Origin of the sequence: Campylobacter concisus, from assembly GCF_902460705.1 — a bacterium.
In the GTDB taxonomy this organism is placed as follows: Bacteria; Campylobacterota; Campylobacteria; order Campylobacterales; family Campylobacteraceae; genus Campylobacter_A; species Campylobacter_A concisus_Z.
This window is the reverse complement of record NZ_CABPUP010000003.1, coordinates 225,256-238,657: the sequence shown is the minus strand read 5'-3', so window position 1 is coordinate 238,657 and position 13,402 is coordinate 225,256. Positions and strand designations below refer to the sequence as shown.

The window sequence follows — 13,402 nt, the reverse complement described above, 5'->3', positions numbered from 1 at the left end:
AAACTCCCCCAAATTTAGGGGCAAGACTCACTTTGTGAGCGCCAATTTGTAAAAGGATAAATATGGCAAGAGTAAAAACAGGCGTAGTTAGAAGAAGACGCCATAAGAAAGTTTTAAAGCTAGCACGTGGCTTTTTCAGTGCTAGACATAAACACTTTAGAAAAGCTAAAGAGCAACTAGAGAGAAGTTTAGTTTATGCATACCGCGACAGACGCCAGAAAAAACGTGATTTCAGACGTTTATGGATCGTTCGTATCAATGCAGCTTGCAGACTAAACGACATTAGCTATTCAAGATTTATCAACGGTTTAAACAAAGCTAAGATTGAACTTGATAGAAAAATTTTAGCTGATCTAGCTATGAATGACGCGAAGGCATTTGCGGCACTTGCAAAACAAGCAAAAGATGCTTTGAAATAACACCTTTTCTCCGCTTCGGCGGAGATCTTCTTTTTTTAAATTTCTATTCAAATTTTTATTAAAATTTATTTTTCGAGTTTTTAATTGATTATTTTGTATTCAAATTTTAAATTAAAGCCACTATAAAAATTTTACTTCATCAGCTAGGCACAAATTTAGTAATATAAATTTAAAAATTTGCTTACCATAACTAGCCAAGAACAAGTATAAAACTCACCCTAAAAGCTAAATTTCAATACTCGTATCAAAACAGTGTTTCACCGCTCCGCTAAATAAGATTTTGCCGTTTTCAAGCCTAAGTCCAAGCTCCTCGCCGCTTTTTGGATAGACTTTTAGGCATTGCGCTGCGTTTAAATTTAATGTAGCGCCGTAAAAGCAAGCCGCCATGCCAGTACCGCAAGCTAGCGTCTCGTCCTCTACGCCCCTTTCGTAGGTTCTAACCTTTAAAGCTCCACCCTCAAATTTGGCTAAATTTACATTTGCATTGTATTTTTGACGAAGCGCCCTGCACTCTTTGACGTCAAATTCATCTAAATTTTGCGTGAAATTTACAAGATGCGGCACGCCTGTATCGTAAAAATACCAAGTTTTGCCGTTTTCATTTATCGGTTCGCTTAAAATCTTTGGACTTGTTAGCACAACCTCGACGCACTCACCTTTCACGCTTGCCATCACCTCACCACTACCAGTTAGCAGAGCAAATTCGTTTGAACTAACAAGACCATTTAGATAGGCATATCTAGCAGCCGCGCGCGAGCCATTGCCACACATCGCAGCGTAGCTTCCATCGCTGTTGTAAAACTCCCATTTCACACCCTTTTCGTAAGGCAAAAGTACGATGAGCCCATCAGCTCCAACGCCGTTCGTTCGGCTGCAAATTTGCCTTGCTAGCTCACTTCTATCTTTGTTTAAAAATGTATGAAATATGACAAAATCGTTGCCACTAGCGTTGTACTTTGAAACTTGCATTATTTTTCCTTTAAAATTGCTCTACTTTTTGCCAAATTTATATAAGCTCAGCCATAAATTTGCCTTAGAAATTTCTCTAGTTCTTGCTCTAAATTCTCTTTATCACCGCTATTATCTATGATGAAATTTGCCCTTTTTCGCTTTTGCTCGATATCCATCTGAAGCTCCACTCTAGCTTTTGCTGCTTCTAAATTTAGACCATTTCGGCTTATTAGACGGCTTATTAGTAGCTCTTTTGGTGCATAGATTACAGCTACATTTTTAAACTCGGTGTATCGATCTTGCTTTTCGAAAAATAAAGGGATATCCACAAAATAAACCTGCCCCAAACACTCAAGCTTTGCAGCGCGAGATAAAATTTCTCCCTTTATCTTTGGATGCAAAATTTGCTCTAAAATTTTTAACTTTTTTGGATCATTAAAAACAATGGTGCCAAGTTTTTGACGATCGATCTTGCCGGTCTCATCTAAAATTTGCTCTCCAAAAACTTCCACTATCTCACATTTACAAATTTCAAGCTGTTCATGAGCGATCATATCCGCATCAATCACACTAAAGCCTCGTTCTTTTAGCAAATTTATAGCCGTGCTTTTACCGCTAGCGATCGAGCCTGTGATGACATAAGCGTTTGGAAATTTCTGCAAACTCGCTCCATTTTTGAAAATTGATGACAATTTTAGCAACTTTTGGCTAAAGTTTTAAAAAATTACAAAAAAGGGCAAAGATGATAAGCTATAAAGATGCTGGAGTGGATATAGATGCTGGAAATAGCTTTGTTGAGGCGATAAAGCCTTTCGTAAAATCTACACAAACACCAAACGTTATAGGTGGCATTGGGTCATTTTCAGGAGCGGTCAGGCTACCAAGCGGATATAAAAATCCTGCCATTTTAGGTGCGACTGATGGTGTCGGCACAAAGCTTCGCCTAGCTATCGACGCTAAGAAATTTGACGGCGTTGGCGAAGATCTAGTCGCAATGTGCGTAAATGACCTCATCTGTAACTTTGCTACACCACTCTTTTTCCTAGATTACTACGCGACAGCAAAGCTTGAGATAGAGAGCGCCAAAGAGGTGGTGAAAAGCATCGCAAATGGCTGCAAAAAGGCACAATGCGCACTTATTGGCGGTGAGACAGCCGAGATGCCATCAATGTATGAAAAAGGTGACTTCGACCTTGCTGGATTTGCCGTGGGTATCGCCGAGGCCGACGAGATCGATAGAAGCAAATTTGTAAAAGCAGGTGACATTTTAGTCGCGCTTCCTAGTAGTGGCCTGCACTCAAATGGCTTTTCACTAGCAAGAAAAGTGGTTAGCGAGCTTGGACTTAAATTTGATGAAAAAGTAGGTGATAGAGCACTCATTGACGTGCTTCTTGAGCCAACAAGAATTTACGTTAGTGACTTTTTAAATTTAAAAGATAAGATCACAGCAATGGCTCACATCACTGGTGGTGGCATAGTTGAGAACTTGCCTCGCGTCTTTCCTGCTGGACTTGGCGCAAAAGTGCAAAAAAGCGCTATAAAAACGCCTGAAATTTTTAAAATTCTTGCCAAAAAAGTAGAAGATAGCGAGATGATGAGAACCTTTAATATGGGCGTTGGCATGATCCTAGTTGTGCCTAAAGAAAACGTCGATGCTGTCCTAACTAGCAGCGATGGCTACGTGATCGGTGAAGTAGTAAATGGTAAAGGCGTAGAGCTAATTTAATGCAAGAAAATAGCAAAAAACGCCTGCTAAAGACCGAAAATAAGAGCTTTTTTGATCTTAGCATTTATGAGTATATAGGCTGTTTTGGTGTACTAGAAAGCGATATCAAAAAACTTGATCTCTATAATCACTGGTGCAAGGTCTCACGCACCTCTACTATGCTCTGCGTCACGCATGATAATGGCGAGAGTGACAACCTAGTCTATCTATATGACTGGGAGAAATTTAGCCGTATCTACATAAATACAGGAAATTGAGTTGGCAAAGCAAAAGGCAAAAATCGCATCTATTTGGGCTAGAGCAAAGGCCTTTGTTATCGATCTTTTTATCATCGGTATGCCGATATTTTATGTGACAACATATCTTGTGCTTGATGGCAAAGAGGCATTTTTGCATAACCAAATTGCTATTTTTGGTGCAAATAGCCTGATCTCACTTATAATGTGCCTTTTTTTTAGCATAAAAGCACAAACCCCAGGCTACAAAGCACAAGAAATTTATCTAATAAACCTAAAAACCGGTAGAAAACTAAGCTTTTTTCACACCATCTTGCGCCAAATTTGCTTTGCCTTTGCTGGCTTTAGCATACTTGGACTTTGCCTTTGTTTCTTTAGAAAAGATAAACTAAATCTGCACGACATCATCACTCACTCAGCTGCCGTGCAAAGATCAGAGGGATAAATTTTACTTCGCTCCATGCCAAAGTAAGCGATTTTTGCCAAGTTTTGTATCGATGCTCTCTTTTATGATAGAGCAAATATACTCTTTTGAAAGTTGTATAGACTCCTCTAAGCTCTTGCCCTTTGCTAAAAAGCAAGCAATTGCAGTTGAGAAGCTACAACCAGTTCCACTCATTACAAGCGGATTAACAAGTGGAGTTTTAAAATTTCTTAGTGAGCCATCTTTTTTATAAAGTGTGTCTATACTGCTATCTTCGCTGATATGTTTCTTTACGATAACATCACAAGGCAAATCTTTATAATCATCGCCAAAAAGCACATTTGCCTCATCTAAGTTTGGAGTAGTTACCGTTGCTAAGCTCATTAGATCTTTTAGCTTTGCCACCGCACTATCTTTTATAAGTTTATGTCCGCTTTTTGAGACGCAAACTGGATCAAGCACTACTTTGGTATTTTGAGCTAGCAAAAACTCACGCACCACTTCCATGATCTCCTCACTAAATAACATACCTATCTTAATCGCATCAAAGCTAAATTCTTCCGCAAGCGTATTTAGCTGATCTTTGACAAAACTAGGCTCTAAGCAAACTACACTCTTTACGGCATCCGTAGTCTCAGCGACCAAAGAAGTTACCGCTGTTGCACTATAACAATTAAACCTAGCACATGTTTTTATATCTGCTTGAAGCCCAGCTGTGCCACTATTACAAGAGCCTGCGATTATTAGAATTTTTTTCATCGTTTTCCTTTGAAATTTTTGGCTTATTATAGAGGATATTAGATAAATTTGAGTTTTTTAAAACAGAAGAAATTTGAGCAAAAAGCTCAAATTTATGAAAGTTTATTTAAGTCGTTATCAATATCTATATATATCGTAGTTGCGTTAAGATTTGTATGCTCAAAGCTAGGATCTACCTGCTTATCGCTCTCTTTATGTTCATTCATTTTAGCTAAAAGATCATCTTCTCTTAATCCATGCTCATTTGCTAAATTTGGATCTATTTCATTAAAACTAATATTTACGCTAGCCTCATCATTTGGCTCTTCTTGCTCTAAATTGGTTGCACTAAGAATATCATCTACTTTTTCATTTATATGATCTAAAATCGATACATAATCATTGCCAAGAAGTGCTTTAAACAATGCGTCAGTATCTATGCTAGACTCACCAACATCATCGCTTACTACGCTACTATCTAGCCAAAGAGTATCGTATCCGTTTATTGATATATCTTGTCCATCATTTGCAGTGATTGTAATGCTTGAGCTTTCGCTCTCGCCCTTTATAGCCTCTCCGATATATACTTTATCATTTACGTCTAAAACTCTTACATGATCATTTTGGTCTATCGCTATAACATCAGATGAAACACTTTTAACTATACCAGCTACTGCTGCCATCTTTATTCCTTATTTTTATTTGTCGGTATTTTAGTATATTTAATTACTTTTGTATATTGTACTATGGTACAAGGTGGCGATAATTCCAAATCATTCAGATTTTGTGATTAAAATATATCCACTCTCACTAATATTTTTAAATTTCACGCCAAGCTCACGTTTTAGGCGAAGTATTACATTTTGGATAGCCGCCTTGCTAACACCGCTTTCATAGACAAATTCTTCTATCATCTCATAAGTAACTAGCTTATTTAGATTATAAGCAAAGAGCCAAAATATCTTATTTTGCAAAAAGCTAAGATAAATTTCAATGCCGTTTTTATAAATTTTCTCTCTTTTTAAATTTATACTCACCTCATCGCTTAAATAAACCAGCTTTTCATCTCGTTCAAAACTTAAACTAATAAGCATTGATCTAAGATCTTTCATATCAATAGGCTTTTTTAAAAAAAGCATCGCCCCTTCCTCCATGCTTTTTATCAAATTTTCATCGCTATCATAAGAGGTAAAGACGATAAATTTTTGGTGCGGTTTTGTACGCTTCATCTCATTCATCATCTCAAAGCCATTAAGCACTGGCATGTGAATATCACTCATCACAATAGCAAAGCCTTGCTTTTTAAATTTCTCTACGCCATCTTGTCCATTGCAGGCACCAATTACCTGTTCGCAATAAGGTTTAAGCCCACTAATAATAAGCTCTCTTGCCATATCGTCATCTTCGACTACCAAGACGGACGTCTTTTTTAAAATTTCTAAGACTTCTTGCATTTTAGTCCTTTAAATTTATATCAAAACTTAGCTCAAATACCGTTGGCTTTGCGTTATTTACGAGCCTTACATCACCATTTAGCTTTTCTTGTGCTAGCTTTTTAGCAAAATAAAGTCCTATACCATTTCCTTGCTTTTTAGTGGTATTTAGACAAGTAAAAATTTTCTCGCTCATTTGCTCGCTTACGCCATTTCCATTGTCATAAACTCCGATGTAGCACTTATCTTCAAAGCTTCTAAATTTTATCTCGATGATACGCTTTAGTGGCTCATTTTTGTAGCTTTCGACAAGTGAGTCTTTTGCGTTGTGTATTAGGATTAACAAAATTTGTTGGATTATATTTTCTATCTGACGAACTTTTTGTTCATTAAAGCCGCTAAATTTTACACTAACATTTGCACGGCTTAGCTCTGTGTGCATGAGAGTTATTAGGTTTTTAACGCTTGTTTGCACCTCAAATTCGCTCACGTTTTCAGCGCTTTTGTAAAAATTTCTAAAAATTTCAATAGTACTTGAAAGAAGTTTGACCGAGCTTTGTCCTTTCTCAAGTAAATTTATTAGCTCCTCATCGCTTAATTTACCTTCTTTTTTTAGCATTATGCACGAGCTTAGCATTAGTTTTAGCGAATTTACTGGCTGAATGAATTGATGATTGATACCACTTATTAGCTCACCAGCCTCACTCATTTTAGCTCTATGAGTTAGCAATGTTTCATACTCATCTTGTATCTTTTTTATCTTGTTATACATAAAATTATGAAGAATATTTGCCAAAAATGTGAGCGCAACGAAGGCAAAGAGCAAGCTTAGAGCATTTTTTAAAGCTTCTTTTGTTAAAGCTGAAATTTCCTCTTCGTTATTTGTGCCAGCTCCTATGAACCAATTTATCGTTGGTATCTCAGCTACTTGGATTAAATTTTGTCCTATTTTTAAGCTCGTAATATCTTCATCTTTTAAAAACAACTCTTTAAATTTCTCCTCGATCTCTTTTTTTAAAGCAAGATCAGGTATCGATGTTAAAATTTCACCGCTATGAGTTACTAAAAATGAGTAAGAATTTGGCGCAAGGCTAAAATTTTTAATGCTGTTAAAGATATTTTCTATACGCACAACGCCACAAAGTGCTGCTTTAAATTTCGCTTGTTTTGTGACTGGAACGCATAAATTTAGAGTTGAGCCTTTTAAAATTTTATGTTTTTGCATGAAATTTACGCTTGGGGCATTTGTATTTTTTGTCTCAACATACCAGATAAGCCCTGCTCTTTCACTCTTTGGCATAACTTCTTCTAAAATTTTCTCTCCGTCTACAAAAATTTCTTCATCATCCCTTAAAAGTTGCATTAGATCAAATTCTTTTGCGTTTTGCTTAAAGAGCTTTATAAAGCCAGCTATCTTTTCATCGTCATCTACGATGCCTGCATTTTGTATAAATTTTGACGCACGAATGAGTGAATTTATACGTTCATCAAGCCAAATTTGAAAGTTATTTACGATATTTTTGCTAACTGCTATGTTATTTTTATCAGATAGCTCTATGATTTTCTCTTTTGCATTGCTATAAATATTTAGCCCAAGAAGTATTACAAAAAGGCTAGCAAGCAAGATGATGACGTAGATTTTAATATTTTGTGATTTTAAATTAATACCCATACGCACAGTATATCCTAAGTTAGCCCAAATTTGGGCTAACTAAATTCATTTTAAAAAGGATAAAAGCTTTGAAACGAGCATAAGTGCAAGCACTACAAAACAAACACCAAATCCAAGCAGCGTGCAATCAGCCATCGACATAAATTTAGATGATGGCACAAGATACCAGCCGTCCGCATAAAGATCAACTATGCTCTTTTGCAGATCGCTTAGAACTGCACCATCAGGCACCATAGGGCTGTCATATCCGCAGTCTCCTGTTGGCATAAACCAGTCAGGCGCCCACTTCTCAAGCGGCAAACCAAATGGATAGTGTGGCTCAGTCGAGCAGCCCTGTACGCCAAAAGGATCATCACCATGCACTGCATCGTGGATTTTAGCTAGCTTTACGCTATACATTATGCCCTGCACCGCTCCCCAAAAGGCAAAGACGTAGCCAATTAGAGCAAATAGCAAATTTTTAGGATTTATCATAGCGATCACGCCGCCAAGTGCCATACATAAAAATGCAAAACGTATATAGACGCACTGCTCGCAAGGAGGCATATAGGCGTAGTTTTGAAAGAGCGAGTGCGCGATAACGACAAGTGCAACGCTTACAAAGACTAAGGTTGCCCAAGAGATGCGTGAGTCTTGAAATTTAGCCATTTTTTTAAAAAAGCTCATGTGACACCTTATTTTTTAAGAAGCTCTTCGATGAGTGCTGCCATGCCGTCAAGCGAGCTGATTGATTTTGTCATGATGAGATATTTGCCATTTACGACAAATGCTGGCACGCCTTGAATTTTTGCCACATCGTAGCTCTCATCCCACTTTTTAAGCAGCTCAGTCACTTTTGGATTAGCTAGCTCTTTTTCATAATCAGCCTTACTAACGCCAGCTGCCTCAAGACCAGTCTTTAAAAAACCCTCAGCGTCTTTGCCATCGCCCCAGCGCTCTTTTTTGTCGTGATAAGCTTTGTAGTAGGCAAATTTAGCCTTTTTAAATAGCGAATTTTCATCAAATAAGCTAACCCCTTTTGCCTCGTCCATAACGATAAGCACGTCAAAAACCTTACTCGCAACCTCGCCATAATCGCCCTTTGTCTTTAGGTGAAATGGCTCGTATTTTAGTCCAGGAATTTTCTCGACCACCTTTGGAGTGACGCTCTTGTCGTACTTGTAGCAAAATGGGCAAGCGTAGCTAAAAATTTTAACTAGCGTATTTTGTCCCACACTTAGTGGCTTTTCAAGCTTGACGTAGTCCTCACCCTCGCTAAATGCACTAGCACTAATCGCTCCAGCCACCGCAACAGCAAAGATAGCCTTACTAAATTTAGATAGAAAACTCATGATAATCTCCTTTAGATGATTTATTTTGAGTTATTCTACAACCAAGCTCAACCGCAAATTTAACGCTAGAATAAATTTTGGCTGAAATTTATAAGATATTGTATTGATTAAAAATTTAATTTTTACTAGAGCTTATCTCATTTATTGCTGATAATGCGTTTAAAGCACTCGGATAGCCTATAAATGGTATAAGTGTCGCAACAACGCTTATTAGTTTAGCTCTGTCGTTTCCGATGCCAAAATTTGCAGCAATGTGCCCTAAAAGCTGTGGCTTTGCAAAGCCAAGAGTCGTGATATAGACAAATGTCAAAAGCTCCCTAAGCTCTAAACTAAGCCCATCTCTTGCATAAAAATCACCAAAGCAGTTTTGCGATAAAAACTCCATTATATGTTTTTGATCATTTGGCATTGATGCGATAAATTTATCAACTGCTGGGAAAAGTTTTCTTTGTATCTCAAGGCCTCGTTCGCCTCTGCCCTCTCTTGATTTTTTAGGCATATTTTCAGACTCTATATAGCGCTCATTAAAAATTTCATCAGCTAAAAATATGTAATCTTCTACCTTACCAAGCCCAGCATAAGGCACTGCTTGATATAAAATTTCTCTTATCTCTTTTGCTGATATGCCTACATTTAAAGCGGCACTAACGAAGCTTTTAAATGAGCTTTTTGCGCCTTTACTCACGCAAAGAGAGGCGATGATAACCGAAAGCCTTGTTTTTTCATCAATATTTATCACCTCACTAATATCGCCTAAAAAATTTAAATAATCCTCTAAAAAGCTAGCATTGCTCTCTTCAAGCTCACTTTTTGAACCAAACCAAATTTCATAAATTTTCTTTGCATTGTAAGTTAGTGTCATAAGTTTTACTCCATTGTTTGGGGCTGATTATAAGTGCTAAAGCGTAAATGCTAGCTTAATGTCCAAAAAGACAAAAATTTTTAATATAAATTTAGATTTTAAGCCATTATAAAGTTTATCGTGATTTTTATGTTATAAAGTTTTATTACAATTACGAAGGACGCAATATTTTTTATTACTCCTTTTACCTATTTTAAGCCTTGGGCATTCCAAGGCTTTTTTTAAATTTTATAAGCTTTATGAGTAGAGTTTATAAAATTTAATTTATCCAAAGGAGATGTTATGAAAAATACTTTGAGTTGTCTTGCACTAGCTTCTGTGCTTTATTCATCGGCCTTTGCCATAGGTGGTCCAAGTGGAGCCAAGCTTGACTATGCTATCACTGGGCAAATCGGCGAGGTAGTAGTAAACCCTTACGACACTGCTCCACTTACCGCAGTTATCAAAAATGGTGGCTACACACTAAGCAATGCCAAAGTAACCATCGTACCAAAACAAGGTGGTCAAGTAATAAGCTATAAAGTGGCCGACAAACATCTTCGCACACATGGCGGTATTCCAGTTTTTGGCATGTACCCTGACTATCAAAATACCGTTGAGGTCGAATACGACAAGATTTACAAGGGCAAAAGCGAGCATGTAAAAGAGAGTTATAAAATTTACGCCCCAGCCATCTATCTAGAAAGCTCAGGCACACCAAATCAAAAGGGTGTGCTCTTTGATAAGATCGAGGTTACCAAGCCTGCGACTGCCAAATTTGCAAACAGGCTTTATTATGTAAATAACTTTGTAAATAAAACTGGAAAAGGCACAAAAGTCGTTTGGAACAACCCAGCTGGTGGTGCGATCGAGTGGAACTACAGCCCAAATAACTTTATCCTTGATACAAAAGGCGAGGTTAGATGGTACCTTGAACCAAGCAAAATTTACGATCTAAAACAGCCATTTAACGCTGGCGTAATGATGGGCTTTAAGCAAAATGACGACGGTGCTATGACTTGGGGCTATGGCCAAAGATACGCAAAATACGACATTATGGGTAGAGAAATTTTTAACCGCGAGCTACCAGCTAGTTACAACGACTTCTCTCACTCGATGGACGTAGCACAAAATGGACACTACTTCTTGCGCGTTGCAAATGCTGATTACAAAAGGGCTGACGGAAAAAACGTAAGAACGGTGCGCGACGTGATCGTTGAGCTTGACCGAGATGGCAACGTAGTTGATGACTTTAGGCTTTATGAAATTCTTGATCCTTACCGCGATATCGTGCTAAAAACACTTGATCAAGGCGCAGTTTGCTTAAATATCGATGCTAAAAAAGCAGGACACACAGCAAGCTCCGATGAGCTTCAATCGATGGATACTCACGATAAGTGGGGCGACATCGTAGGAGCAGGACCTGGCCGTAACTGGGCTCACGTAAATAGCGTAGATTATGACCCAAGTGACGATAGCATAATCATCTCAAGCCGCCACCAAGATGCAGTCATCAAAATCGGCCGTGATAAACAAGTAAAATGGATAATGGGTGCTCATAAAGGCTGGAGCGATAAATTTAAAGATAAACTTCTTCAACCAGTCGACACCAAAGGCAGTAAAATCGTCTGCGAAGATGAGTACTCAAAATGCCCAGGATATGAGAGCGACAATGGCGGCTTTGACTGGCAGTGGACACAACATACGGCATTTAGGATAGATAGCAAGTCCAAAAAAGGTCTTGTCTATCTCACTGTCTTTGACAACGGCGATACAAGAGGAATGGAGCAGCCCGCAATAGCAGGAATGAAATACTCTCGCGCGGTTGTTTATAAAATAGACGAAAGCAAAAAGACAGTCGAGCAAGTCTGGGAATACGGCAAAGAGCGCGGAAAAGAGTGGTATAGCTCGGTCACCAGCCTTACACAGTATCAAGATGACCTTGATAGTATCATGGTCTACTCAGCCGTTGCCGGTATGCAGTTTGACATCGCCAAAGGTCGTCCAGTAGGACTTCCAAGCCCACACATCGATGAGTTTGAGTGGGGTGCAAAAGAGCCAAGCATCGAGATAAAAATGACAAATGCGATGGGCTATCAGGCATTTCCATTTAGCTTACAAAAAGCTTTTGAGAAATAAGCAATTTACTTCTTGCTTAAATTTCCCCTCCATCTTGTATGGAGAGGGAAATCTTTCTTATAAATTTTAAAAATTTAGCCATTCTTATATCCGATAAAATTCTTAAACTATAAAAATATATATTTCATAAAAAGGAAGAAAATGAGAAAAATTTTTACTGCCTTAGTAGCGTTAATGGCTGCTTTTAGTATAAATGCGGCTGAGTTTAGAGAGATTAAAGACATATCTGGCGACATCGTCAAAGTCCCTGTAAATGTAGAAAAGGTCGCTACGCTTTGGTATGCAAATAACCAAATCGTCTTGATGCTAGGTGGTGCTGACAAAATAGTCGCAACAACCGATCTCATAAAAAACAACAAATGGTTTGCACATATATATCCTAGAATTTCAAGCATTCCAAATGGCGTAAACGGCAAGAGTCTGCAAGTAGAAGAGCTAGTCAAGCTAAGTCCCGATATAGTCATAGCCGCAGATAAAAAGAACAAAGAGGAGCTAACAAAAAATGGCTTTAACGTCCTTTATCCGTCATTTACAAACCATGCCGACATGAAAAAGAGCGTAGCTATCATGGCTGATGCCATAGGAGGCGATGCTCCAAAGATAGCTCAAAATGAGAGGCCAAAAGCGCTTCACATAGCAGAGGATAAAAATTTATTCAAAGTAGATGGCTCAAATACAATAATCGATGAGTGGATAAGTGTCACAGGTGTCATAAATGCAGTACAAGCAAAGGGCAATATGCTAGAAATCAATGCGGAAGAGATACCAAATATAAATCCAGACGTTATCATCATAGGCAGAGCCAAATCGCCAGACGCTATAGAAAAGATATATGAAAACAAAGTCTATGCTGGCATAAATGCTGTCAAAAACAAAAAAGTCTTCATAAATCCAGCGGATGTTTTTAGCTGGGATAGATACGGTGCAGAGGGGGCTTTGCAAATTTTATGGGCGGCTAAGACTTTACATCCTGAAATCTTTAAAGATTTGGACATAGCTACTGAGACAAAGAAATTTTATAAAGAATTTTTGCACTACGATCTAAATGACAATGAAGTTAACTATATCCTAAATGGTCTAGACCCAACTGGAAAATAATTTATCCTTGCGGCAGTAAATTTATCTACATTTACCGCCAAATTTTAATCCATTTTCAGCCTTTGCTTATCATCCAGACTTACTGATTCTTAATATATGCCAAATGCTTAAATAGCTAAAAATCTGTGGATTTGGTGCTAATTAAAAAGACAAACAATTATAAAAATTTAATGACAAGAAAGAATATCCCAAAGGAATTTCCTTTGGGATTAAAAGTATAGATATTAAAGTACGTGTATTTGGTCTTGAACTTCGATTGTAGTTGTACCACTAGTATAAGTAGTATAACCACCAGAACTAGCACCTTTAGTCCAGCTACTTCCAAGAGTAAGCTCATCGTTGCTATCACCATCTATTTTTAGCTTATTCTCGCTACTATCACGTAATATATCTT

15 protein-coding genes are annotated in these 13,402 nt (G+C 37.8%); 6 read left to right on the top strand and 9 right to left on the bottom strand.

The window, feature by feature from the left end; genetic code table 11:
• Positions 1 to 62 precede the first annotated feature (62 nt).
• Positions 63 to 419 carry a 50S ribosomal protein L20 gene (gene rplT, locus F3G75_RS06115; RefSeq protein WP_004317321.1) on the top strand — a complete coding sequence of 119 codons (357 nt, stop codon included), beginning with the start codon at positions 63 to 65 and terminating at the stop codon, positions 417 to 419.
• Positions 420 to 644: 225 nt separating this feature from the next.
• On the opposite strand, the gene dapF is transcribed toward rplT, so the two are convergent.
• Positions 645 to 1,388, bottom strand: coding sequence for a diaminopimelate epimerase (dapF, locus tag F3G75_RS06110; RefSeq protein WP_149716935.1), 744 nt, complete (start codon positions 1,386 to 1,388; stop codon positions 645 to 647).
• Positions 1,389 to 1,435: 47 nt separating this feature from the next.
• The gene (coaE, locus tag F3G75_RS06105; RefSeq protein ID WP_149716934.1) at positions 1,436 to 2,032 is read right to left on the bottom strand and encodes a dephospho-CoA kinase; all 597 of its coding nucleotides are present in this window, start codon (positions 2,030 to 2,032) and stop codon (positions 1,436 to 1,438) included.
• Between the two features lie 80 nt (positions 2,033 to 2,112).
• On the opposite strand from coaE, the gene purM reads away from it, so the two are divergent.
• Genes purM through F3G75_RS06090 form a run of 3 tightly spaced genes read left to right on the top strand, consistent with a single transcriptional unit; the run spans position 2,113 to position 3,777 of the window.
• On the top strand, positions 2,113 to 3,096 hold the full coding sequence (gene purM / locus F3G75_RS06100) for a phosphoribosylformylglycinamidine cyclo-ligase (protein ID WP_149716933.1): 984 nt from the start codon (positions 2,113 to 2,115) through the stop codon (positions 3,094 to 3,096).
• Positions 3,096 to 3,353, top strand: coding sequence for a hypothetical protein (locus tag F3G75_RS06095; RefSeq protein ID WP_103604234.1), 258 nt, complete (start codon positions 3,096 to 3,098; stop codon positions 3,351 to 3,353). Before purM ends, F3G75_RS06095 begins: the two co-directional genes overlap by 1 nt.
• A 1-nt stretch (position 3,354) precedes the next feature.
• On the top strand, positions 3,355 to 3,777 hold the full coding sequence (locus F3G75_RS06090) for an RDD family protein (RefSeq protein ID WP_149716932.1): 423 nt from the start codon (positions 3,355 to 3,357) through the stop codon (positions 3,775 to 3,777).
• 3 nt (positions 3,778 to 3,780) lie between these two features.
• Here the strand turns inward: F3G75_RS06090 and F3G75_RS06085 are convergent, their stop codons facing one another.
• The 7 genes from F3G75_RS06085 to F3G75_RS06055 all read right to left on the bottom strand — a co-directional run bounded on the left by F3G75_RS06085 (position 3,781) and on the right by F3G75_RS06055 (position 9,792).
• Entirely contained in the window at positions 3,781 to 4,515 is a 735-nt protein-coding gene (locus F3G75_RS06085; RefSeq protein ID WP_149716931.1) for a hydroxymethylpyrimidine/phosphomethylpyrimidine kinase, read from the bottom strand.
• A 92-nt stretch (positions 4,516 to 4,607) separates the two neighbouring features.
• Positions 4,608 to 5,177 (bottom strand): hypothetical protein, encoded by a 570-nt coding sequence (locus F3G75_RS06080; protein ID WP_149716930.1) that lies wholly within the window; start codon positions 5,175 to 5,177, stop codon positions 4,608 to 4,610.
• A gap of 90 nt (positions 5,178 to 5,267) precedes the next feature.
• Positions 5,268 to 5,948: a response regulator transcription factor gene (locus F3G75_RS06075; RefSeq protein ID WP_149716929.1), complete on the bottom strand. Its 681-nt coding sequence runs from the start codon at positions 5,946 to 5,948 to the stop codon at positions 5,268 to 5,270.
• 1 nt (position 5,949) lies between these two features.
• Complete coding sequence (locus tag F3G75_RS06070; RefSeq protein WP_149716957.1) at positions 5,950 to 7,599, bottom strand: sensor histidine kinase; 1,650 nt, start codon at positions 7,597 to 7,599, stop codon at positions 5,950 to 5,952.
• A gap of 45 nt (positions 7,600 to 7,644) precedes the next feature.
• On the bottom strand, positions 7,645 to 8,265 hold the full coding sequence (gene dsbI, locus F3G75_RS06065; protein WP_149716928.1) for a protein-disulfide oxidoreductase DsbI: 621 nt from the start codon (positions 8,263 to 8,265) through the stop codon (positions 7,645 to 7,647).
• A gap of 8 nt (positions 8,266 to 8,273) precedes the next feature.
• On the bottom strand, positions 8,274 to 8,930 hold the full coding sequence (locus tag F3G75_RS06060) for a thiol:disulfide interchange protein DsbA/DsbL (RefSeq protein ID WP_149716927.1): 657 nt from the start codon (positions 8,928 to 8,930) through the stop codon (positions 8,274 to 8,276).
• A 115-nt stretch (positions 8,931 to 9,045) separates the two neighbouring features.
• The gene (locus F3G75_RS06055) at positions 9,046 to 9,792 is read right to left on the bottom strand and encodes a carboxymuconolactone decarboxylase family protein (RefSeq protein WP_149716926.1); all 747 of its coding nucleotides are present in this window, start codon (positions 9,790 to 9,792) and stop codon (positions 9,046 to 9,048) included.
• A gap of 282 nt (positions 9,793 to 10,074) precedes the next feature.
• On the opposite strand from F3G75_RS06055, the gene F3G75_RS06050 reads away from it, so the two are divergent.
• Together F3G75_RS06050 and F3G75_RS06045 are read left to right on the top strand one after the other, a co-directional pair.
• Positions 10,075 to 11,910, top strand: coding sequence for an aryl-sulfate sulfotransferase (locus F3G75_RS06050; protein ID WP_149716925.1), 1,836 nt, complete (start codon positions 10,075 to 10,077; stop codon positions 11,908 to 11,910).
• Positions 11,911 to 12,051: 141 nt separating this feature from the next.
• Complete coding sequence (locus F3G75_RS06045) at positions 12,052 to 13,008, top strand: ABC transporter substrate-binding protein (RefSeq protein WP_149716924.1); 957 nt, start codon at positions 12,052 to 12,054, stop codon at positions 13,006 to 13,008.
• Positions 13,009 to 13,402 lie beyond the last annotated feature (394 nt).